Consider the following 22,397-nt stretch of genomic DNA (forward strand, 5'->3'; position numbering starts at 1 on the left):
CCGCCACGTTCTGGGTGGGCGTGTCCTCCCACAGCACCTCGTTCATCGCCTCGGCGACACTGTTGCGGCCGCCGAACAGGGAGGCGGCGAACCGGTCGTCGGTCAGCATCAGCCGCAACGAGTTGCCGATCCAGTCGGCGGTCGGCTGGTGCCCGGCCGCCATCATCACCATCAGGTCCTGGACGATCTCCTGGGCCGTGAACCCGCTGTCGTCCGCCAGCATCCGGGAGACCACGTCGTCGGCGGGCTGCTCGGCGCGGTCGGCGACCAGCCGGGCCATGGAGGAACCCAGGTGGGACTGGCCGGCCAGCGCCCTCTCCCGGCCGTCGATCATGTCGTTGAGCGCGGTGACCAGGCCCGGACTCTCGTCGTCCGGGAAGCCGTAGAGGTGCGCGAGGACGCGTACGGGGAGCAGTCCCGCGTACTGGGTGACCAGGTCGGCCGCGCCGGAGAGGCAGACCGCGTCGATCAGCTCGTCCGCGAACCGCTCGGCCTGGCGCCGGAGTTCGGAGGGGTCGACCGACTCCAGCGCGTTGCTGATCATCGCGGCGCGCTCCCGGTGCCGTTCCCCGACCGTGTAGAGGATGGACGGCTGGCGGTGGCCGATCATCGGCAGCAGCGGCCAGCCAGCCGGGATGTTCTCCCACTGGTTCCACAGCTCGGAGTCCCGGCTGAACAGCAGCGGATCGCCCGTGACCTGGTGCAGCTCGCGGTAGCCCAGTACCAGCCAGGCCGGGATGCCGCCGTCCAGCTCCACCGGGACCACCGCGCCGTGGTCGCGCCGCATCTCGCGGTACAGACAGGCGGGTTCAGTCTGGAAGCGGGGTCCGCCGAGCGGTACGGCCTCGGGCATCACACCAGCTCCCCACTGAGCCCGGAGGTCTGGGCGTACCTGGTCCGCACATGGCGGACCAGGGTGATCAGGACGTCCTTGGCCGACTCGCGGGAGCGGGCGTCGCAGTCGATCAGCGGTACATGCGGATCGAGGTCCAGGGCCGCGCGCACGTCCGCGCCCGCGCGCACCGGGCCGCCGAAGTCGTTGCAGGCCACGATGAACGGCGTGCCGTGCTGTTCCAGGCGGTCGATGGCGTACCAGGAGTCGTCGATCCGGCGGGTGTCGACCAGTACGACCGCGCCGAGCGTGCCGGAGAACAGCCGGTCCCACAGGAACCAGAACCGCTCCTGGCCGGGCGCCCCGAACAGATACAGCACATTGCGCGCGTCGAGCGTGATGCGGCCGAAGTCGAAGGCGACGGTGGTGGCCGTCTTGCCGCCCACGAACGCGATGTCGTCCACCGGCTCGCCCGCCCGGGTCATCGTCTCCTCGGTGTTGAGGGGACGGATCTCGCTGACCGAGCGGACCAGCGTGGTCTTGCCGACGCCGAACCCGCCTACGACGACGATCTTCAGACCGTTGTCGGCGGAGGCACCCAACGGGGTGCGCGCGTCAGAGATTGCGGAGTCCAACGAGCACCTGCTCCAGGATGTCGGGGTCGGTGATGGCGGGGCGGTGCGGGTGGCGGGCGCTGACATGGCCGGTGGCCAGGAGGTCGGACAGGAGCACCTTGGTGATGCTGACGGGCAGGCGCAGCTCGGCGGCGATCTCCACCACCGCGGTCGGGAACCTGGTCAGCCGCAGGATGGCCGCGTGCTCGGACTGCATGCCGCTGGCCGCCGCCGATTCGGCGACGATCAGCGTGACCAGGTCCAGCGTGCCGCCGGCGCCGCTCCCGATCCGTCCCCGCGTGATGGTGTAGAGACGGTCGGGAGCGTCGTCCCTGCCCGGACGGCTCATGAGGAGCGGGGCGGCGCGGTCAGGTGTTCGCCGATCTGCTCCACCAGTTCGCTCATCGTGTGGCCGACCACTCCGGGGTCGGCGTCCTCGCTGGTCACCACGGCCAGGTGGGCACCCTGGCCGGCCTCGACGATGAACAGCACACCGCCGTAGAACTCGGCCATCGCCGAGCGGACGCCGCCGCTGCCGTCGCCGAACTCCACGGACGCCCCGTGCGAGAGCGACTGGATGCCGGCGGCGATCGCGGCGAGCTGGTCCGCCTGGTCGACGGACAACTCCGGGGTGCGGCACAGCTTGAGGCCGTCACGGGAGAGGACGAGCGCGTGCCGGGCGCCCGGAGTCTTCTCCAGCAGGCTCTCGAGGAGCCAGGTGAGCGTGGAGTCGGCGGTGGTCGGGCCGGTCATGAGGTGGTGTCGCCTTCCAGGTGCGTGTGCGGTTGCTCGGAGGGAGAGGTGGGACGGGAGCCGGCGGGGGCGTCGGCCTGGCCGCTCTCGGATGTCTCGTCGGGCCGGGTGTGCCGTGCCCGGTCGTCGGGGCCGGCGCCGGGCCGGACCGCCCTGCGGAAGCTGCTGAAGCGGGCCGCCCGGACCTTGGCCTCGTCGAGGTCGGGCGCGGTCCGCCCGGAGTTCTCCCGCTCGGCCGATCGGGACCGCTCGGCCTCGGCCAGCGTGCGGCCACGCCGCCGCCTGGGCAGTCCGTTGACTTCCTCGGCGGGCGGGGCGGGAGGCTCGGTGGCAGAGGTGGCAGAGGTGGCCGGGGTGGCCGGGGTGGCCGGGGTGGCCGGGGTGGCCGGGGTGGCCGGGGTGGCCAGGGTGGCAGAGGTGGCCGGGGTAGCGGAGGCGGCCTGGCTGGCCGAGGCCGTCGGGGCGGACGGTGTGGCGGGGCGCTCGGTCAGCGGGGCCGTCTGGGCCGCTGGGGCCGCCGGGGTGGCTGGAACGGCGCTGGTAAGGATCTCCTGCGGGACCAGCATCAGCACACCGGTGCCGCCGCGCGCCGAGGGACGGAACGACACCGTCAGGCCGTATCTGTGGGCCAGCCTGCCGACCACCGAGAGCCCGAGCCGGGTGCCGGTCAGACCGCCCAGTCCGGACACGTCACCGCTCACCGCCCGTTCGGCGCGCCGCAGTTGGACATCGCCCATCACCAGGCCGCTGTCCTCCACGGAGACGATGACCCCGGCCGGGACCTCCTCCACATAGACATGGACCTCGGCGCTGGGCGGGGAGAAGTTCGTGGCGTTGTCGAGGAGTTCGGCGAGCGCGTGCATCACGCCCTCGGCCGCGTGCCCGGCGACGGCGACCGTGCTGGCGGAATGCACCCGCACCCGCCGGTAGCCGCCGATGCGGCCCATCGCGCCGCGCAGGATGGACTCCATGGCGATGGGCCGGGCCCAGCGCCGTCCCGAACGCGCCCCGGTCAGCACCGCGATGGAGTCCGCCAGCCGTCCGGCCTGCGCGGTGCGGTGGTCCAGATGCAGCAGGTCGGCGAGGAACTCCTCGTCGCTGTGCCGCTCCTCCATCGCCCGCAGGTCGGCGAGGGTGGCCGTGGCCAGCGCCTGCATCCGGCCCGCCGTGTTGGAGGTGGCCGAGACGGCCGCGGCCCGCTCGCGCCGGGCCTCCTCCAGCTCACCGGACAGCCGCAGCACCTCGTCGCGCAGCCGCTCCGCCTCCCGCGCGCGGTCCTGCTCAAGGCGAGCCAGTTCGGCGCTGAACTCAGCTCGCTGAGCTGCCAGTTCGTCGATGAGCCGCTGCTGTTCCCGGCGCGCCCTCTCGGCCGCCGAGGTCAGCTGCCCCTCCAGCCGGCCCACATCGGCCAGCGCACTGTCCCCTCGGCGCCGGGCGCGGCGGGCGGCCTGCCGGGTGTGCGCGGCCACGGTCACCGCGACACAGAGCGCCACCGCCGCCGCACCCCCGGCCCACAGGAGCGCGTCGCGCGCCGAGCGAGGCGCGGCGGCGGCCACCGCGCCGAGCGCGAGCGCCGACACGACGGCGGTCAGGACGAGGGCGAGAGCGGGTGAGCGGAGGGCGGGGCGGTCGTCGCCAGAGGGCGTGGGCGCGGTCATCGGTCCGGTCTGGTCCTCGCGGCAGCTGGAGTGGTCGGGAGTCGAGAATCACCTGTTTGGGGGAACCGGCGGTCACTATACGAGAGTTGATGATCAAAGTGGAAAGAATGCAGCGGCCTTCCATTAAGTGGACGTCCAAATCGTGGCTTTGGCCGTGAACCGGGCGCTGGTCGCGTATCCGTCGAAGCCGTAGATCTTGACGCCCGGCCCCCGGCCCGCTGAACTGTCACTGCCCGCCCCGACGGGGTCATGGCAGGGGAGGTGCGAAGGGGGAGCGGCACGTGTCGGGGGACAGGGGGGCGTCGGGCCTCCTCGCGCGCCTCGCCCGGTTCACCGGGCGCACCCTGCGCGGCGAATGGCACGCCATCGTGGTGGACCCGGTACGACGCCTCGTGCACCGCGGGCTGTCCGGGCTGACCCTGGCCGTCGTCGCCGCGTCCGGCGTCATCTTCTTCCACGATCTGGCCCAGCACCCGCTCGGCGCCGTCTGGGTACGGCGGCTCGGCGGCGTCACCGCCGGCCTGCCCCTGTGGCTCTCCCTGCTGCGCACCCCCGTCTCGCTGTACGTCCCCGCGCTCGACCTGCCGGTATGGGCGGGCATCACCCAGCTGTTCCTGGCCTTCGCGCTCGCCGAACTCATCCTCGGCCGCGCCCGCACCCTGGCCATCGCCTACGCCACCACGCTGGCCGGCACCCTCACCGCCCGGCTGATGGTCGCGCTCGGCCCCGGCTGGTGGGGGTTCGGGCTGCCCGCCGAGTGCGGTGCCGTCCTGGACACCGGCCCCTCGGCGGCCGTCGTGGGCCTGTTCACCTATCTGGCCGTGGTCCGGCGCGCCCCCGTGGTTTTCACCCTGACAGGCGGATCGATGGTGTGGGAGTCCATCGCCGTACCCAATCTCGCCGGGCGCGAGCACCTGATCGCCGTGTCCGCCGCGGTCGTCCTGGGGCTGCTGCGCGGCCGCCGCCCGCGCCTGCCGTACGGCGGGAAGCCCCGGAAGCCCCGGCCGGTCACCCCTCCCGCCGCCCCGCCCGCACTCGCCGTCCCGTATCCCCGCATCCCGCCCGTACATCCTCCCGACCCGACGCGGACACGTCAACGTGACGATTTTCGGGCGTCGGCCGACGCCCGCACCCCCTAGTGTTTCCGCGGAGTACGGGGGCAGTGCGTGGCTGACACCATGGTGTTCGTCGCCGGCAGGCTGAAGGGAATCCCAGATGTTCCGCAAGGTGCTGGTAGCCAACCGCGGAGAGATCGCCATCCGCGCTTTCCGGGCGGGCTACGAACTCGGCGCGCGCACGGTGGCCGTCTTCCCCCACGAGGACCGCAACTCGCTGCACCGGCTCAAGGCCGACGAGGCGTACGAGATCGGCGAGCCCGGACACCCCGTCCGCGCCTACCTCTCCGTCGACGAGATCGTGAGCGCCGCCCGCCGCGCCGGGGCGGACGCCGTGTACCCCGGCTACGGCTTCCTCTCGGAGAACCCCGAGCTGGCCCGCGCCTGCGAGGAGGCCGGGATCACCTTCGTCGGCCCCAGCGCCGACACCCTCGAACTCACCGGCAACAAGGCCAGCGCGGTCGCCGCCGCGCGCGCGGCCGGGGTGCCCGTGCTCGGCTCCTCCGCGCCCTCCAACGACGTGGACGAACTGGTGCGCGCCGCCGACGACATCGGCTTCCCCATCTTCGTGAAGGCGGTCGCGGGCGGCGGTGGCCGGGGCATGCGCCGGGTCGAGGAGCCCGCACGGCTCCGCGAGTCCATCGAGGCCGCCTCCCGCGAGGCCGCGTCCGCCTTCGGCGACCCGACCGTCTTCCTGGAGAAGGCCGTCGTGGACCCCCGCCACATCGAGGTGCAGATCCTCGCGGACGGCGAGGGCGACGTGATCCACCTCTACGAGCGCGACTGCTCGCTCCAGCGCCGCCACCAGAAGGTCGTCGAGCTGGCGCCCGCCCCCAACCTCGACCCCGCGCTGCGGGACCGGATCTGCGCCGACGCCGTGCGCTTCGCCCGCGAGATCGGCTACCGCAACGCGGGCACGGTCGAGTTCCTCCTCGACCAGGACGGCAACCACGTCTTCATCGAGATGAACCCCCGCATCCAGGTCGAGCACACGGTGACCGAGGAGGTCACCGACGTCGACCTCGTCCAGGCCCAGATGCGGATCGCCGGCGGGGAGACCCTGGCCGGCCTCGGCCTCTCCCAGGACCGGATCACCCTGCGCGGCGCGGCCCTCCAGTGCCGGATCACCACCGAGGACCCCGCCAACGGCTTCCGCCCCGACACCGGCCTGATCAGCGCGTACCGCTCGCCCGGCGGCTCCGGCATCCGGCTCGACGGCGGAACCACCCACGCCGGCACCGAGATCAGCGCCCACTTCGACTCCATGCTGGTCAAACTCACCTGCCGGGGACGGGACTTTGAGACCGCCGTCGGACGGGCCCGGCGCGCGGTCGCCGAGTTCCGCATCCGGGGCGTGGCCACCAACATCCCCTTCCTGCAAGCCGTGCTGGACGACCCCGACTTCCGCGCCGGACGCGTCACCACCTCGTTCATCGAGGAGCGCCCGCAGCTGCTGACGTCCCGTCACTCGGCCGACCGGGGCACCAAGCTGCTCACCTTCCTGGCCGACGTCACCGTCAACAAGCCGCACGGTGAGCGCCCCGAACTCCTGGACCCCGTGAGCAAGTTGCCCGTGCTTCCCACGGGCGGGCCCCCGGCGGGGTCCCGGCAGCGGCTGGTCCACCTCGGCCCCGAGGGCTTCGCCCGCGAACTGCGCGCGTCCCCGGCGGTCGGCGTCACCGACACCACCTTCCGTGACGCCCACCAGTCGCTGCTGGCCACCCGGGTGCGTACCAAGGACCTGCTCGCCGTCGCGCCCGTCGTCGCCCGCACCCTGCCCGAACTGCTGTCGCTGGAGTGCTGGGGCGGCGCCACCTACGACGTGGCGCTCCGCTTCCTCGCCGAGGACCCCTGGGAGCGGCTGGCCGCGCTGCGCGAGGCGGTCCCCAACATCTGCCTCCAGATGCTGCTGCGCGGCCGCAACACCGTCGGCTACACCCCCTATCCCACCGAGGTCACCGACGCCTTCGTGCGGGAGGCCGCCGCCACCGGCGTCGACATCTTCCGCATCTTCGACGCGCTCAACGACGTGGACCAGATGCGGCCCGCCATCGACGCCGTCCGGGAGACCGGCACCGCCGTCGCCGAGGTCGCCCTCTGTTACACCGCCGACCTCAGCGACCCCGGCGAGCGGCTCTACACCCTCGACTACTACCTGAAGCTGGCCGAGAAGATCGTCGCGGCCGGCGCGCATGTCATCGCCATCAAGGACATGGCCGGCCTGCTGCGCGCCCCGGCCGCCGCGAAGCTGGTGTCCGCGCTGCGGAGCGAGTTCGGACTGCCGGTGCATCTGCACACCCATGACACGGCCGGCGGCCAGCTCGCCACCTATCTCGCCGCGATCCAGGCGGGCGTCGACGCGGTGGACGGCGCGGTCGCCTCCATGGCCGGCACGACCTCGCAGCCCTCGCTGTCCGCCCTGGTCGCCGCCACCGACCACTCCGAGCGCCCCACCGGCCTCGACCTCCAGGCCGTCGAGGAGCTGGAGCCCTACTGGGAGGGCGTGCGCAAGGTCTACGCCCCCTTCGAGGCGGGTCTCGCCTCCCCGACCGGCCGCGTCTACCACCATGAGATCCCCGGCGGCCAGCTCTCCAACCTGCGCACCCAGGCCGTCGCCCTCGGCCTCGGCGACCGCTTCGAGGAGATCGAGGCGATGTACGCGGCCGCCGACCGCATCCTGGGCCGCCTGGTCAAGGTCACCCCGTCCTCCAAGGTGGTCGGCGACCTCGCCCTGCACCTGGTCGGCGCGGGTGTCTCGCCGGACGACTTCGAGGCCGACCCGGACCGCTTCGACATCCCGGACTCGGTGATCGGCTTCCTGCGCGGCGAGCTGGGCACCCCGCCCGGCGGCTGGCCGGAGCCGTTCCGCACCAAGGCGCTGCGCGGCCGCGCCGAGGCCAAGCCGGTACGGGAGCTGTCCGCCGAGGACCGCGAAGGGCTGGAGAAGGACCCGAAGCCCACCCTGAACCGGCTGCTGTTCCCCGGCCCGGCCGGCGAGTTCGACACCCACCGGCAGGCGTACGGCGACACCAGCGTGCTGGACAGCAAGTCCTTCTTCTACGGCCTGCGCCCGGCCAAGGAGTACGCCGTCGACCTGGAGCCCGGCGTGCGGCTGCTGATCGAGCTGCAGGCGGTGGGCGAGGCGGACGAGCGCGGTATGCGCACGGTGATGTCCACGCTCAACGGCCAGCTCCGGCCCATCCAGGTCCGCGACCGCTCGGCTGCCACCGACGTACCGGTGACGGAGAAGGCCGACCGCTCGAACCCCGGACAGGTCGCGGCGCCGTTCGCCGGGGTGGTGACGCTCGCGGTGGAGGAGGGTGCCGTGGTGGCGGCCGGGGAGACCGTGGCCACCATCGAGGCGATGAAGATGGAGGCCACGATCACCGCGCCGAAGGCGGGCCGGGTGTCCCGGCTGGCGATCAACCGCATTCAGCAGGTGGAGGGCGGAGACCTGCTGGTCGAACTGGTCTGAGCCGCCCGCGTCCGTTCCGGCCCCCTGCGCGGGGGGCCGGAACGGACGGGCGGGCTCAGTTCCAGAGCGGGTACACCATGGTCTGGGTGAAGCCCTTGGGGCGCGCGTCGTCGTAGGTGACGCTCATCCGGGTGTAGCGCTGGACGTCCGGGTCCCTCTTCCACTGCGCCGGGCGGTCGAGGCGCACGGTCACGTGGTAGGAGCGGAACACGCCCTTGGCGCAGTACGGGTCGCAGTTGTTGACCGCGTTCACACCCTCGGCCACGGCCGACCCCGAGTCCCACTTGTACCACGTCAGCCCGCTGAGCCGGCTGTTGCCGTCACCGCAGGCCAGCAGGAAGTCGGCCGGGCGCACGTCCTTCCTCCACTGGCAGTCGACGAGCACGGGCGCGGTCCGGTAGGGCTGGGGGGCCGTGGGCGGGCTGGCCGCGGCCGTCGTCATCGCCGCGGTGAGCAGGGCTCCCGCAGCCAGGGTGACCGTCGTTCCCACCAGTGATCCGCGCATGGCCGCTCCCACCTGTCGTGCTGTGTCCGACCATTAGCCGACGCTACGACCGTTCGCCCGGACGCACCACTCGCGCAGGTGGGAGCGCGTGTCAGCCGTGCCGGCGGTAGGCCCGCGGCCCGCTGGTCAGGGCGATGCCGTGGGTCCAGGTCCCGCCGACCGGACGCGTTCAGCATGGTGAACGCCGAACGCGTCCTTGGACGGCGATGACCCACGGAGCCGAGGGTCCGGTCCAGGCCCGTCGGGAGGCGGGCGCCCTCCTCACGGCATCAGCAGGTGCCCTCGTCCTGCCACGGGCCCCAGTCGGAGCCGTTCGGGGTCTCGTTCTGGGTCCACCACCTGGCCTTCCAGTTGTGGTGGTTGTAGGAGACCTCGTCGCCTTTGACGTACGCGGCCGACGAACTCCAGCCCGCCTTGCAGGAGTTGCCGGGGTTCGGCGGCGTCGGGGTCGGGGTGGGCGTCGGGTTCGGCGGAGTCGCGCCGGCGAACTTCACCGAGAACTTGGCGAAATCCCAGGAGTTCTGGGCCACGCTGGAGCAAGTGCCGGAGGTGCGGTCGCCGTTGTCGGCCGGGGTGCACTGGCGGTCTCTGTTCAAAGACCAGAAGGTGAAGCGGTCCATGTGGTGGCCCGTGGCGAAGTCCAGCACCGTCTGGAAGTCGGCCTGGGAGAAGTACTCCCCGGTGTCGCTGCGGCCGTTCATCCCGGAGAAGCCCTCGTGCGCGTAGGCCGTGGCCTCGTCCCAGCCGAAGGTGGAGCGCAGGACGCCGTTGAAGTCGGCCAGCGCGCTGGTCTGGCTCGCCGCGCCGTTGAAGCCGCCGTCGAAGGGCATGATGGAGAAGTTGTTCGGGGTGAAGCCCTGGGACTTCGCCTCCAGCAGCATCTGCTTGCCGAACCAGCCGGTGCCGTCCGCCGTGCCTGCCGTGGTGACCGAGACGTACAGACCGGGGTTGTTCTGCTGGAGGATCTTGGCGGCGCCGATCTCGTTGTGGATGGCCGCCGTGTTCTCGTACTCCGGCTCCTCCAGGTCGAAGTCGATCGCGTGCAGGCCGTACTTGGTGATGACCTGCTGGTAGGCGGCCGCCGTGGCCGCCGGGTCGGCGCAGGACTGTCCCAGCTTGGTGCCGCCGTACCCGCCGATCGAGATGGAGACGTCACCGCCCCTGGACCGGATGGTGTTGATCACCGACTGGACCGCGGTGTCCGAGGAGACCGGCGAGGTGCCGCCCCAAGTAGGGCTGCAACCGCCGCCGTTGGGCGCCAGCACGAAGGCGAGCTGGAACGCCTTGAGGCCGGTGGCGTCCATGATGGCGGCCGCGTCCGGCGGGTCGTTGTCGGTCGGCATCAGATACGGGGCCGCCGCGTACCAGCGGTTGTCCAGCGCGGTCGTGGCGCCCGAGGCGCTGCCCGCGACCAGTGCCGTCGTGCCGGCCGCGGCCAGTGTGACGGCGGCCGCCGCGCCCAGACATGCCCGAAGACGTCTCACTACGAGCCTCCAGAGGGGGGTGGGGGAATTGCCAGACTCGTGGACGGCGCCCGGCTTGGTCTAGTCCAACGCACGTCTTTGGACTGGACCAAACCCATTCTTTACTCGGAAGTAAGTGAACGGCCCCTCTGTGCAGGGGACTTGCCGGACCCGTCGATCTGCGCGGAACCGTGGCGAAGCGTCCGCCCTCTGAGGCACCCTGGAGGCCGAGCGTACTGTTTCACCACGTTTGAGCGGCGGTGCGCGAGGGGGAGCGATCACATGAGGGGCGGGGCGAACCGCGGTGGAGATCACCATTCACAGACCCGGCGAACTGACCTCCGCGCTGCGCGGGGCCTGGCACCGGGCGATGGACGAGTCACCCGAGTACGCCAACCCCTTCCTCGCGCCGGAGTTCGCCATCGGAGTCGGCCGTCACCGGGGCGGTGTTCGCATCGCGGTGCTGCGCGAGGGCGGTGAGCCGGTCGGCTTCCTCCCCTTCGAACGGGGTCCGCTGGGCACGGGACGCGCCGTCGGTCTCGGACTCTCCGACTGCCAGGCGCTCGTGCACCGGCCCGGCGTCACCTGGGACGCGGCCGAACTGCTGCGCGCCTGCGGGCTCAGCATCTTCGAGTTCGACCATCTCGTCCAGGAGCAGCGGCCGTTCGCCCCGTATCTCACCGGCACCTTCGCCTCGCCGGTCATCGATGTGAAGCCCGGCGACGGCACCTATGCCGAGTGGCTGCGCGGCACCTACCCCGGGCTCGCCAAGACGACCCTGAAGAAGGAGCGCAGGCTCGGCCGGGACATCGGCGAGGTGCGGTTCGTCTTCGACGAACGCGACCCGAAGGCGCTGCGCACCCTGATGCGCTGGAAGTCGGCCCAGTACCGCCGCACCGGCCGCATGGACCGGTTCGCCCGCCCCTGGATCGTGGACCTGGTGAACCACCTCTTCCATGTCCGCGAGGAGCACTTCACCGGCGTGCTCTCCGTGCTGTACGCGGGTGACCGCCCGGTCGCCGCCCACTTCGGACCCCGCTCCAGCACCGTCCTGGCCGCCTGGTTCACCGCCTACGATCCCGAACTGCGCTACTACTCACCGGGGTTGATGATGCACCTGCGCACGGCCGAGAGTGCCGCCCGCGAAGGTGTGACCCTGGTCGACCTCGGGCGGGGCGACAAGGAGTACAAGGACTGGCTCAAGACCCGCGAACTGCGGGTCGGCGAGGGCTTCGCGGCCCGCGCCCATCCCGTGGCCATGGCCCAGCGGGTATGGCGCCGGCCGGTACGCGGACTGCGCAACACCGTACTCGCCCACCCTCAACTGCGTTCGCCCGCAGATCGGTTGCTGAAGACGGTCGGTCAACTGCGCACTCACGGGCGGCCGGGGCGCTGACCTCACCGGGCGGGACTGTCGGGACCAAAGCACATGGTCCGGACAGTCCCGCCCGGATGTGAACGGCCGCTGGGTGTGAACGCCCTTGTGCGGAAAGGATTTGGCTTCCGAAGGCTTGCGCCCGTTTGGTTCATCCCTTAAATCAAAACATGAACTAAGCAGGGGCCGTATCCCGGTCCCGCAGTCGCAGGGAGCCGCAATGAGACTGAGATCCCTGGGGACAGCGCTCGCCGCCACGGCAGCACTGCTCGCCCTGCCCACCCTCCAACCTCCGGCCGCCGCCGCTACGGACAGCGCCCAGGCCGGCTGCAACACCGCCAACGCCGCGCAGGGCAGGCCCGCCACCGCCTCGTCCACCGAGAACGCGGGCACCCCGGCCTCCGCCGCCTTCGACGGCGACACGGGCACCCGCTGGTCCAGCGAGTTCGCCGACCCGCAGTGGCTCCGCGTCGACCTCGGCTCGGTGCAGGACCTGTGCGGTATCGACCTGAACTGGGAGGCCGCCTACGGCAAGGACTTCCAGCTCCAGAGCTCGACCGACGGCACGAACTGGACCACGCTCAAGACCGTCACCGGCGGAACCGGCGGCACCACCTCGTACGCGGTGAGCGGCTCCGGCCGCTACGTCCGTGTCAACGGGACCGCCCGCGGCACGACCTACGGCTACTCGCTGTGGGAGATGGCCGTGCACACCGGCACCACCGGTGTCCCGCCGGTGCAGGGCGGCGGCGACCTCGGCCCGAACGTGATCGTCGTCGACCCGAGCACGCCGAACCTCCAGCAGAAGTTCGACAGCGTCTTCGCCGGCCAGGAGTCGAACCAGTTCGGCTCCGCCCGCTACCAGTTCCTGATGAAGCCCGGCACGTACAACAACATCAACGCCCAGCTCGGCTTCTACACGTCGGTCTCCGGCCTCGGTCTCAACCCCGACGACGTCCAGATCAACGGCGACATCACCGTGGACGCGGGCTGGTTCAACGGCAACGCCACGCAGAACTTCTGGCGTTCGGCGGAGAACCTCGCCATCCGCCCGGTCAACGGCACCGACCGCTGGGCCGTCGCGCAGGCCGCCCCGTTCCGCCGCATCCACGTCCAGGGCGGGCTCAACCTCTCGCCCAACGGCTACGGCTGGGCCTCCGGCGGCTACATCGCGGACTCCAAGATCGACGGCACCGTGGGACCGTACTCCCAGCAGCAGTGGTACACCCGTGACAGCTCGGTCGGCGGGTGGACCAACGGCGTCTGGAACATGGTCTTCAGCGGTGTGCAAGGCGCGCCCGCGACCAACTTCGACAACGGCCCGTACACCACGCTGGACAACACCCCGGTCTCCCGCGAGAAGCCGTTCCTCTACCTCGACGGCTCCACGTACAAGGTGTTCGTCCCGGCGAAGCGCACCAACGCGCGGGGCGTCTCCTGGCCGGCCAACGCCGGGACCTCGCTCCCGCTCGACCAGTTCTACGTGGTCAAGCCCGGCGCGACCGCCGCCACCATCAACCAGGCGCTCGCCCAGGGCCTCAACCTCCTGTTCACCCCGGGTGTCTACCACCTGGACCGGGCCATCGAGGTGACCCGCGCCAACACCGTGGTCCTCGGCCTCGGCCTCGCCACCATCGTCCCGGACAACGGCGTCGACGCCATGCACGTCGCCGACGTGGACGGCGTCAGGCTCGCCGGGTTCCTCATCGACGCGGGCAGCGCCAACTCCGACACCCTGCTGCGGATCGGCCCGGCCGGCTCCACCGCCGACCACGCGGCCAACCCCACCACCATGCAGGACGTGTTCGTGCGCATCGGCGGCGCGGGCCCCGGCCTCGCCACCAACTCGGTCGTGGTCAACAGCAACAACGTCATCATCGACCACACCTGGCTGTGGCGCGCCGACCACGGCAGCGGCGTCGGCTGGGACACCAACCGCGCCGACTACGGGCTGCGGGTCAACGGCAACGACGTCCTCGCCACCGGCCTGTTCGTCGAGCACTACAACAAGTACGACGTGTACTGGGCCGGGCAGCGCGGGCGCACGATCTTCTTCCAGAACGAGAAGGCGTACGACGTGCCCAACTCCGGCGCCATCACCCATGACGGCATCGTCGGCTACGCGGCCTACAAGGTCGCCGACTCGGTCACCTCGCACGAGGCATGGGGTCTGGGCAGCTACTGCTACTTCACCGCGGACTCCTCCATCGTCCAGGCGCACGGCTTCCAGGTGCCGGTGAACTCCGGGGTCAAGCTGCACGACATCCTGGTGATCTCGCTCGGCGGCAAGGGCCAGTACGCCCACGTCGTCAACAACACCGGCGCCCCCACCTCGGGGTCGGACACCATCCCGTCCAAGATCACTCAGTTCCCGTAGGGCGGGTGCGCGGGGCCCGGAAGGCGGGGCCCGCGCGACACGCCTAGGGTGGCGTGACGGAGGGCCGCGCGGCCCTGCGTCACGGTCCCCGGCCCGGTCGGACGCCCGAGCGGCCGGTCGTCCAGGTCAACTACTGGACGACCGGGCCGACTTCACCCACCGGGAGCCTCCCGCTCCCGCCTCGGACGGCCCCGGACCGGGGGCTGCCGCCCGAACGGAGTAACACTGCGGGCGTACCGACCGGGCTGCCGCTGTGATGGAGGGGTCCCCAACCTCGATCCAGTGAGGCACCTCATGCGTATGCGCAAGCTTGCTACAACGGCCGTCCTCGCGGGCGCCCTTGCCCTCTCCGGCGCCACCGCGGCCCAGGCGGCCGACCCGGACCCCGTCACCGGTGTCGCCGCCAACAGCCCCGGCGTCGCCTCCGGCAACGTCATCCAGGTCCCGGTGGAGATCCCGGTCAACCTGTGCGGCAACACGATCGACGTCGTGGGCCTGCTGAACCCGGCGTTCGGCAACATCTGCGCCAACTCCTGACGGCGCACGCGAAGGGTGCCGGTCCCTCTCACGCGAGGGGCCGGCACCCCGCTGCCGTGGTTCAGTCGGCCGTGACCGGCTCCTTCCGGACCGGGGGAAGCTCCTCCGTCCGGCGGCCCCGCAGCAGCAGGCGCCGCACCGGACGCTCCACCCCCTCGAACAGCGCCCAGGACAACCCGAGCGACACCGCGAACGCGGCCGCGGTCACCCCGGTCCCGGCCACCGCGCCGAACCGCGGCTTGTCGCCCAGTACGGAGATGCCCGCGCGCAGCACCAGCAGATGCACCATGTAGAACGCGAACGACAGCTCCCCGAGCCGTACCAGCCGCCGCCCCCGCCACAGTGAGGGCAGCGCGCGCAGATCGGCGACGGCCGCCGCCGGGATCAGCAGGGTGAACCCGGCCAGGGTGCAGGACGTGGCCGCGTAGCCGGGCGCCACCTGGGGGACGAGGAAGTAGCCGAGGATGGCCAGGGCGAGCGAGCCCTCCAGGCCGGGGCCGCGCCAGCGGTCGAGCAGCACCAGCCGGGCGGTGACCGTGCCTAGCACGAACTCCGGCAGCCGGGCCGCGGGCAGCGAGTACAGCGGCTGGCTCAGCCAGTGGTGGGCGTCCGCCCAGGCCAGGACCAGCGCGGTCACCGCCGCCAGGGCACCGAGCACCAGCGTCCCGCGCGCGTTCAGCCGGCGCAGCAGCCAGAACAGGGCGGGGAAGAGCGCGTAGAAGAACGCCTCGCAGGCCAGCGACCAGCTGACCGGGTTGAGCGTCTGCCACCACGGCTGCCACCACGAGTGTGTCAGTGACAGGTTCGCCAGGGTCTGCTTCCACGTCGGGAGCGCCGGTCTGCCCATCGCGAAGGCCACGGTGACCGCGAGGAGGGCGGTGGCCAGGTGCACCGGATAGACCCGGGCGATCCGCCGCCGCCAGAAGCCGGGTGCCCGGTCGTCCGGCCGGGCCGACCAGGTCAGTACGAAGCCGGACAGGACGAAGAAGAACGACACTCCGGTGCCGCCGGGGGTGAAGGCCCAGGAGACGAGCCGGCCGGCCTGGCCGCCGAGATAGCCGAAGTTGTTGATGTGCAGTCCGAACACCAGCAGGGCCGCCAGCCAGCGCAGCCCGGTCAGCGAGGGCAGCGAGGTTCCCGGGCCGCCCGGCGGGGTCGGCCGGTCGGTGGCCGCGCCGGGCCGGGCGGGCGGTGTCCGGGGCGTCCGGGTCGTCGCCGTGGTCATCCGATCACCTGCCGCTGGAGGTTCGCGTGGGGCATGAAGGGGACTGGTGCCCTGCCGCACCCCCACATTCACCTGATGCCGCAAACGTCACACCGCTGCCGAACGAGACACCTCCCGCTCTGCCACGGATGGCGTGCCCGCAGTGCCCGGACGGGTGAGCGCGGCCCCGTCAGGGAACCAACACCTCGGGTTCCGTTTTTCTCCGGTACCTGCCGGCGGGGGCCGATCACCCTGTGAAGTCAGAGACCAGGGCTCGAAAACTTGACTAGTTCGTTTACTTGAATCTCTCAGGTTTATGGCGATAGGTTTCCCTCATGACCGCATCCCAGCCTCCGACCACCGCCGCCGCGGACCTCCGCGCTGCGGGCCTCCGCGTCACGGCGGCCCGCGTCGCGCTGCTGGAGACCGTCCGCGCGGGCGACCACCTCGGTGCCGAGGCAGTCGCCTCCCAGGTCCGCGAGCGGGTGGGCCACATCTCCGTGCAGGCCGTCTACGAGGCCCTGCACGCGCTCACCGCCGTCGGCCTGATACGCCGGATCGAGCCGGCGGGCAGCCCCGCCCGGTTCGAGGGACGCGTCGGCGACAACCACCACCACGCCGTGTGCCGGTCGTGCGGTGCCGTCGCCGACGTCGACTGCGCGGTGGGCCACGCGCCCTGCCTGACCGCCTCCGACAACCGGGGCTTCGCCATCGACGAGGCGGAGGTCGTGTACTGGGGCATCTGCTCCGACTGTTCCACCGGCCGCAGCTCCTGAGCGCCGGGTTATCTCGCCCTTTCCGGAAGGATTGACATGCCTGAAAACGCAGACGCGATCGTCACCGACCCGAAGCCCGAGGAGACCGGTGGCTGTCCCGTGGCCCACGGCGACAGCGCGACGTCCCTGCACCCGGCGCTCGGCAGCGGCAACGACCGCTGGTGGCCCAAGCAGCTCAACCTGAAGGTCCTTGCCAAGAACCCGGCCGTCGCCAACCCGCTGGGCGAGGAGTTCGACTACGCCGAGGCGTTCCTCGGCCTCGACCTGCCGGCCGTGAAACGCGACCTCGCCGAGGTGCTCACCACGTCCCAGGACTGGTGGCCCGCCGACTTCGGGCACTACGGCCCGTTCATGATCCGGATGGCCTGGCACAGCGCCGGCACCTACCGCACCCGGGACGGCCGCGGCGGTGGCGGCACCGGCCAGCAGCGCTTCGCCCCGCTGAACAGCTGGCCGGACAACGTGAGCCTGGACAAGGCCCGCCGGCTGCTGTGGCCGGTGAAGAAGAAGTACGGCAGGAACATCTCCTGGGCCGACCTCATGATCCTCGCGGGCAACGTCGCGCTGGAGAGCATGGGCTTCAGGACCTTCGGCTTCGGCGGCGGCCGCGTGGACGCCTGGGAGCCCGACGCCGACGTGTACTGGGGTCGGGAGACCGCCTGGCTCGGCGACGAGCGCTACACCGGTGACCGTGAGCTGGAGGAGCCCCTCGCGGCCGTCCAGATGGGCCTGATCTACGTCAACCCCGAGGGCCCCAACGGCACCCCCGACCCGATCGCCGCGGCCCGCGACATCCGCGAGACCTTCGCCCGCATGGCGATGAACGACGAGGAGACCGTCGCCCTGATCGCGGGCGGCCACACCTTCGGCAAGGCCCACGGCGCGGGCCCGGCGAGCGACGTCGGCCCCGACCCGGCGGACTCCCCGATGGAGCAGCAGGGCCTCGGCTGGAAGAACAGCTTCGGCACCGGCAAGGGCGCCGACACCATCACCTCCGGCCTGGAGGTCACCTGGAGCAACACCCCCACCCAGTGGGGCCAGGGCTTCTTCGACAACCTCTTCGGCTACGAGTACGAGCTGACCGAGAGCCCGGCCGGCGCCAAGCAGTGGAAGCCGAAGGACGGCGCGGGCGAGGGCACCGTGCCCAGCGCCTTCGACCCGGACAAGAAGATCGCGCCGAACATGCTCACGACGGACCTGTCGCTGCGCTTCGACCCGATCTACGAGCCCATCGCCCGGCGCTTCCACCAGAACCCCGAGGAGTTCGCGGACGCCTTCGCCCGCGCCTGGTACAAGCTGACCCACCGCGACATGGGCCCGAAGTCGCTGCTCCTCGGCCCGGAGGTCCCGGAGGAGACGCTGCTGTGGCAGGACCCGCTGCCCCAGCCGCAGGGCGAGCCGATCGACGCGGCCGACGCCGACGCGCTCAAGGGGAAGATCCTCGACTCCGGTCTCACCGTGGCGCAGCTCGTCAGCGCCGCGTGGGCGTCCGCGTCCACCTTCCGAGGCAGTGACAAGCGCGGCGGTGCCGACGGCGCCCGTGTCCGTCTGGAGCCGCAGCGCGGCTGGGAGGCCAACGACCCCGACCAGCTCGCCCTGGTGCTGCGCACCCTGGAGGGCGTCCAGGAGGAGTTCAACGCCTCCGCCGGTGCCAAGCACGTCTCCCTGGCCGACCTGATCGTCCTCGGCGGTGACGCCGCGGTGGAGAAGGCCGCGAAGGACGGCGGCTTCCCGGTCGACGTGCCCTTCACGCCGGGCCGTGTGGACGCGAGCCAGGAGCAGACCGACATCGAGTCCTTCGAGGCGCTCAAGCCCGCCGCCGACGGCTTCCGCAACTACGCAGGCAAGGGCAGCAACCCCGGCCGCGCCGAGTACGCACTGGTCGACCGGGCCAACCTGCTGACCCTCAGCTCCCCGGAGCTGACCGTCCTCATCGGCGGTCTGCGGGTCCTCGGCGCCAACTACCAGGACTCCGGCCTGGGCGTCTTCACCGAGACGCCGGGCGTGCTGACGAACGACTGGTTCGTCAACCTGCTCGACCTCGGCACGACCTGGAGCTCCACCTCCGAGGACCAGGCCACCTTCGAGGGCCGCGACGCCTCCACCGGCGCGGCCCGGTGGACCGGCACCCGTGCCGACCTGGTCTTCGGCTCCAACGCCGAGCTGCGTGCCGTCGCCGAGGTGTACGCCTCCGACGACGCCAAGGAGGAGTTCGTCAAGGACTTCGCCGCCGCGTGGCACAAGGTGATGAACCTGGGCCGGTTCGACCTCGCCTGAGTTCGCCGGACGAGAGCGGCGCCCCCGAGCCGAACCGGTTCGGGGGCGCCCCCTTGTTCCCGGCACCCGCTCCCGCCTGCGCTTCTCGCGCCCCGGCCGCCCGTACTGCGGGCTCGCCGGGTCAGGTGCACGATGGTGGTGTGGGCAGGCGAGAGGAGGCGGCTGCCGATGACTCGAACACCTCCGGAAACGATCACCCCGCTACGACTCTGGCGCTGGCGGCGCAACCCACTGAGACGGCGTGGCGACCTCGTCGAGGCGTGGGTCGTGCTCCTCACCTGGATCCTCGTCGTCCTGGGCGGTGTGCTCGCGGGCGGGGCCGGTGCGCACTCCGTGGACACCTCACTGTCCGCCCGCCGCGACCAGGTGCACGAGGTCCGCGCGGTGCTCACCGGGCCGGCGCCGAGGACTGCGCCCTCGCGCGGCGGCTACGACGACGACCGGGTGTGGGCCGAGGTGCGCTGGAGTGACGGCAAGGGCGCCGTGCACACCGACCGGACCAAGGTCAGCCCCGGCACCCCGGCCGGGACCACCGTCACCCTGTGGACGGACGGCACCGGACGCACCGTCCCGCCGCCCGCATCGCTGGCCGAGGCCATGCTCCAGACCGTCCTCACCGGCGTCCTCGTCGCCCAGATCACCGGCACGGCCGTCTGGGCCTCCGGACGGCTGGCGTGCAACTCGCTCGTCCGGCGCCGGCTCGCGGAGTGGGACGAGGAGTGGAGACGCGTCGGACCCGAGTGGCGCCGGCTCAGCGGCGGCCGGGGCTGAGCCGGGTTCACCCGCGCAGCGCGCCCCGCGATGGCCAGGTCGATCTCCGGGGCCGGAACCGGGGCCGAGGACGCCCAGCGGTCCGCGCGGGTCAGCGCCGCGGGTGCCACCCTGTCGCCGGAGTCCGCCTCCACCACACCGATCTCGTGCCGCGGACGCAAGCACACGTACCCGTCTTGCCGCTGAACCGCAGCGAGTCCGCGCGCAGCGCCATCAGCCGGCGCAGCTACGCCGTCGCCCCCGGGCCGGAGATCTCGTCCCGCCACACCCCCGCTCGCCCGGCGAGACCGTCAGCACCCGTCGGGGGTGGCCCAGGCCACGAGCTGGAGAATCACGCCATTCGGGTCGGTGACCTGGAAGAGGCGCTCACCCCACGGCTCTTCACGCAGCGGCATGGTGATGGACACACCCTCGCCGCGCAGCCGCTCGTACTCGGCCTCCAGGTCGGCCACGGTGAACGCGATGATCACACCCGCGGCCCGCTGGTCTCGGACACCCTCGGGGAGGACCTCGGTGCCGCGCTGGAGAAAGATCACGTTGATCGAGTCCTCGCGGACGAGCGAGGCGAAGCCTTCGGCGGCCATGACCTCCTGGAAGCCGAAGTGCCCGACCAGGAATCCGGCTGACGCGGGCACGTCGTCGACGTTCAGGGAGACAGCGGTGGAAGTGATCTTCATGGTTGCTCCTGCGGCTCGTCACAGTCTCTGTACGTCGTACTCTGTACATTGTACAGAGTACGCGGGGTGAGGTGCCGGGGTCCTGAGGGGAAGAATGGAGCGCGTGGCCAAGGAACGAAGCGGCGCCTATGACCCCGCCCGCACTCTGGAACTGCTGTGGCGCGAGCCCGGACAGCACGGCTCCCGGCGCGGCCCCAAGCAGGGCCTGACGGTCGACGCCGTCGTCCAGGCCGCCGTCGAACTCGCCGACTCCGGTGGCCTGGACGCCTTGACCATGCGCGGTGTCGCCCAGCGGCTCGGCGTCACACCGATGACGCTCTACACGTACGTCCCGGGCAAGGCCGAACTGCTCGACCTCATGCTGGACGCCGTACAGTCGCAGATGCCGCGTGCCGATCACGCGGCGGCGCCGTGGCGCGTGAGGGTGGAGGCCGTCGCGCGCGAGAACCGCGACCTCTTCAGGCGCCACCACTGGGTCGCGACTCTGCCCACCACGCGCCCGCCGCTCGGGCCCGGACTCATGACCAAGTACGAACACGAACTGGCCGCGTTCGACGGCCTAGGCCTCGACGACATCGAGATGGACGCGGCTCTCACCTTCCTGCTCGGTTTCGTCCAGTCCGTCGCCCGCGCCGACTTCGACACCCAGGCTGCCGCCCGCGACACCGCCATGTCCGACGAGCAGTGGTGGGCGGCCAACGAACCGCTTCTGACGAAGGTCTTCGACCCTGACAGGTTCCCCCTCGCGGCCAGGGTCGGAAGTGCCGCGGGAGCGGCGCATCAGGGTGTGTACAACCCCGAACACGCCTTCGACTTCGGGCTGCGGCGCATTCTGGACGGTCTCGCCCACCTCGTCGCGAGCCGTTCCCGGTAGCCGTCAGACCGGTCCGGTCACGGCGGTGATGATGCGCAACTTCTGGAAAATTGACGGGAGTTGTAAAGAAGACAAGACTCTGACCGTCCTCGCTCCGCCTCGGGCGGGCGAAGGGACGAGGGCGCCGCGCGCCGGTTCGCGCGCGCCCGGCCACCTCCCACACCCTTGAACGTACAGAGGCTCACCTTGGCACGCTCGCAACCAGCCAGATTTCTCGCCACGTCCGCCGCGGCCTTCCTCGCTGCGGCCGCCGCGCCCCTGATCGGCGCCACCGCGGCCCACGCCCAGGACGGCGGCGCCTGCTCGTCCGCCACCGTGCAGTACCGCCTGGTCGGGGCGGACGGCGAGGTCATAGGCGCCGACTGGTCCTCGCAGGGCGGGTTCCACCGGTGGGACACCGTCCCCGGCACCGTCGAGGTCCGCCTCGCGCCCGGCCGGAGCGTCGGCGAGGGGTGCGCCTACCCCGTCTCCCTGGCCGAGTACAGCACCGAGGGGCCGGACTGGGCCTCCTCCGGCCGTCAGGAAATGATCGACAAGTCCACCGTCCACCTCACCGCCAAGGATGTCGCGGGCAAGGACGACGACGGCCGCACCTGGCAGAAGCTGAGCGTGCGGACGCCGTCCTGCTTCGGTCAGATCGACCTGTACGGCGAGGACGTGGTCTACGACGGCAAGGAGGGCGAGGGCCACGGCCCGCTGCCCGACGTGCGCACCGGCGTCCTCACCCCGTACCACCTGATAGCCGCCTGGAACGGCGGGGACAAGCGGTGCGAGTCCGGTACGCCGGAGTCGGCCACCCCGACCCCGTCCGCGCCGGAGACCTCCGCGAGCCCGGCGCCGAGCGCGCCGCCGGCCGGGAGCGAGCCGAGCGCGCCCGCCGAGGGCAGCACGCCTCCGTTGAGCCCGAAGCCCGGCGCGACGCCTACCACCGGCGCCGACGTCCCGCCGGTCCAGCCGAGCCCGCCCGCCCCCAAGTCCTCGCCGAACGGCGGCAACCCGCCGCTGGCGGAGACCGGTGCGGGTGCCCCGGTCGGCATGCTCGCGGGTGGGGCCGCGCTCGTGCTGGCCGTGGGGGCCGGAACGGTGTACGCCACGCGCGCACGCCGTTCCTGAC

The 22,397-nt window shown here is 71.7% G+C and carries 19 protein-coding genes; 10 read left to right on the forward strand and 9 right to left on the reverse strand.

Annotation, left to right across the window (positions count from 1 at the left end; translation table 11 throughout):
* From ACFWN1_RS19890 to ACFWN1_RS19910, 5 genes are all read right to left on the reverse strand, one after another.
* Window positions 1-853, reverse strand: an 853-nt coding sequence (locus ACFWN1_RS19890) for a cytochrome P450 (RefSeq protein ID WP_384363616.1), incomplete at its 3' end; no start/stop codon positions are given.
* Complete coding sequence (locus tag ACFWN1_RS19895) at window positions 853-1,467, reverse strand: ATP/GTP-binding protein (protein WP_384363618.1); 615 nt, start codon at window positions 1,465-1,467, stop codon at window positions 853-855. The genes ACFWN1_RS19890 and ACFWN1_RS19895, both read right to left, overlap by 1 nt.
* On the reverse strand, window positions 1,448-1,795 hold the full coding sequence (locus ACFWN1_RS19900) for a DUF742 domain-containing protein (RefSeq protein ID WP_384363620.1): 348 nt from the start codon (window positions 1,793-1,795) through the stop codon (window positions 1,448-1,450). The genes ACFWN1_RS19895 and ACFWN1_RS19900 overlap by 20 nt, the downstream gene beginning before the upstream one ends.
* Entirely contained in the window at window positions 1,792-2,199 is a 408-nt protein-coding gene (locus ACFWN1_RS19905) for a roadblock/LC7 domain-containing protein (RefSeq protein WP_384363622.1), read from the reverse strand. The genes ACFWN1_RS19900 and ACFWN1_RS19905 overlap by 4 nt, the downstream gene beginning before the upstream one ends.
* Window positions 2,196-3,857 carry a sensor histidine kinase gene (locus tag ACFWN1_RS19910; RefSeq protein ID WP_384363624.1) on the reverse strand — a complete coding sequence of 554 codons (1,662 nt, stop codon included), beginning with the start codon at window positions 3,855-3,857 and terminating at the stop codon, window positions 2,196-2,198. The genes ACFWN1_RS19905 and ACFWN1_RS19910 overlap by 4 nt, the downstream gene beginning before the upstream one ends.
* A 281-nt stretch (window positions 3,858-4,138) precedes the next feature.
* Between ACFWN1_RS19910 and ACFWN1_RS19915 the strand changes: the two genes are divergently transcribed.
* Window positions 4,139-4,996 (forward strand): hypothetical protein, encoded by an 858-nt coding sequence (locus ACFWN1_RS19915; RefSeq protein WP_384363626.1) that lies wholly within the window; start codon window positions 4,139-4,141, stop codon window positions 4,994-4,996.
* A 76-nt stretch (window positions 4,997-5,072) separates the two neighbouring features.
* Entirely contained in the window at window positions 5,073-8,447 is a 3,375-nt protein-coding gene (locus ACFWN1_RS19920) for a pyruvate carboxylase (RefSeq protein ID WP_384363628.1), read from the forward strand.
* A 55-nt stretch (window positions 8,448-8,502) separates the two neighbouring features.
* On the opposite strand, the gene ACFWN1_RS19925 is transcribed toward ACFWN1_RS19920, so the two are convergent.
* Window positions 8,503-8,952, reverse strand: coding sequence for a hypothetical protein (locus tag ACFWN1_RS19925; protein WP_384363630.1), 450 nt, complete (start codon window positions 8,950-8,952; stop codon window positions 8,503-8,505).
* Between the two features lie 269 nt (window positions 8,953-9,221).
* On the reverse strand, window positions 9,222-10,436 hold the full coding sequence (locus tag ACFWN1_RS19930) for a chitinase (protein ID WP_384363632.1): 1,215 nt from the start codon (window positions 10,434-10,436) through the stop codon (window positions 9,222-9,224).
* A gap of 283 nt (window positions 10,437-10,719) precedes the next feature.
* On the opposite strand from ACFWN1_RS19930, the gene ACFWN1_RS19935 reads away from it, so the two are divergent.
* The 3 genes from ACFWN1_RS19935 to ACFWN1_RS19945 all read left to right on the forward strand — a co-directional run bounded on the left by ACFWN1_RS19935 (window position 10,720) and on the right by ACFWN1_RS19945 (window position 14,704).
* Window positions 10,720-11,811, forward strand: a complete 1,092-nt coding sequence (locus ACFWN1_RS19935) for a GNAT family N-acetyltransferase (protein ID WP_384363634.1) — start codon at window positions 10,720-10,722, stop codon at window positions 11,809-11,811.
* Window positions 11,812-12,010: 199 nt separating this feature from the next.
* A complete protein-coding gene (locus tag ACFWN1_RS19940) occupies window positions 12,011-14,167 on the forward strand; it encodes a discoidin domain-containing protein (protein WP_384363635.1) in 2,157 nt (718 codons plus the stop codon).
* A 300-nt stretch (window positions 14,168-14,467) separates the two neighbouring features.
* A complete protein-coding gene (locus ACFWN1_RS19945; protein WP_384363650.1) occupies window positions 14,468-14,704 on the forward strand; it encodes a chaplin in 237 nt (78 codons plus the stop codon).
* A 61-nt stretch (window positions 14,705-14,765) separates the two neighbouring features.
* Here ACFWN1_RS19945 and ACFWN1_RS19950 read toward each other — a convergent pair whose 3' ends face one another.
* Window positions 14,766-15,929: an acyltransferase family protein gene (locus ACFWN1_RS19950; RefSeq protein WP_384363637.1), complete on the reverse strand. Its 1,164-nt coding sequence runs from the start codon at window positions 15,927-15,929 to the stop codon at window positions 14,766-14,768.
* Between the two features lie 314 nt (window positions 15,930-16,243).
* Between ACFWN1_RS19950 and ACFWN1_RS19955 the strand changes: the two genes are divergently transcribed.
* The 3 genes from ACFWN1_RS19955 (at window position 16,244) to ACFWN1_RS19965 (ending at window position 19,732) form a co-directional block, all read left to right on the forward strand.
* A complete protein-coding gene (locus ACFWN1_RS19955) occupies window positions 16,244-16,684 on the forward strand; it encodes a Fur family transcriptional regulator (RefSeq protein WP_384363639.1) in 441 nt (146 codons plus the stop codon).
* A gap of 36 nt (window positions 16,685-16,720) precedes the next feature.
* Window positions 16,721-18,961: a catalase/peroxidase HPI gene (gene katG, locus ACFWN1_RS19960; protein WP_384363641.1), complete on the forward strand. Its 2,241-nt coding sequence runs from the start codon at window positions 16,721-16,723 to the stop codon at window positions 18,959-18,961.
* Window positions 18,962-19,129: 168 nt separating this feature from the next.
* Window positions 19,130-19,732 (forward strand): hypothetical protein, encoded by a 603-nt coding sequence (locus ACFWN1_RS19965; RefSeq protein ID WP_384363643.1) that lies wholly within the window; start codon window positions 19,130-19,132, stop codon window positions 19,730-19,732.
* Window positions 19,733-20,022: 290 nt separating this feature from the next.
* Here the strand turns inward: ACFWN1_RS19965 and ACFWN1_RS19970 are convergent, their stop codons facing one another.
* Window positions 20,023-20,409 (reverse strand): VOC family protein, encoded by a 387-nt coding sequence (locus ACFWN1_RS19970; RefSeq protein WP_384363644.1) that lies wholly within the window; start codon window positions 20,407-20,409, stop codon window positions 20,023-20,025.
* A 103-nt stretch (window positions 20,410-20,512) separates the two neighbouring features.
* On the opposite strand from ACFWN1_RS19970, the gene ACFWN1_RS19975 reads away from it, so the two are divergent.
* Together ACFWN1_RS19975 and ACFWN1_RS19980 are read left to right on the forward strand one after the other, a co-directional pair.
* Window positions 20,513-21,283 carry a TetR/AcrR family transcriptional regulator gene (locus tag ACFWN1_RS19975; protein WP_384363646.1) on the forward strand — a complete coding sequence of 257 codons (771 nt, stop codon included), beginning with the start codon at window positions 20,513-20,515 and terminating at the stop codon, window positions 21,281-21,283.
* 186 nt (window positions 21,284-21,469) lie between these two features.
* Entirely contained in the window at window positions 21,470-22,396 is a 927-nt protein-coding gene (locus tag ACFWN1_RS19980) for a hypothetical protein (protein WP_384363648.1), read from the forward strand.
* The last annotated feature ends 1 nt before the right edge of the window (window position 22,397 follow it).

The sequence above is a fragment of the Streptomyces sp. NPDC058459 genome (assembly GCF_042721685.1).
Classification (GTDB): Bacteria; Actinomycetota; Actinomycetes; order Streptomycetales; family Streptomycetaceae; genus Streptomyces.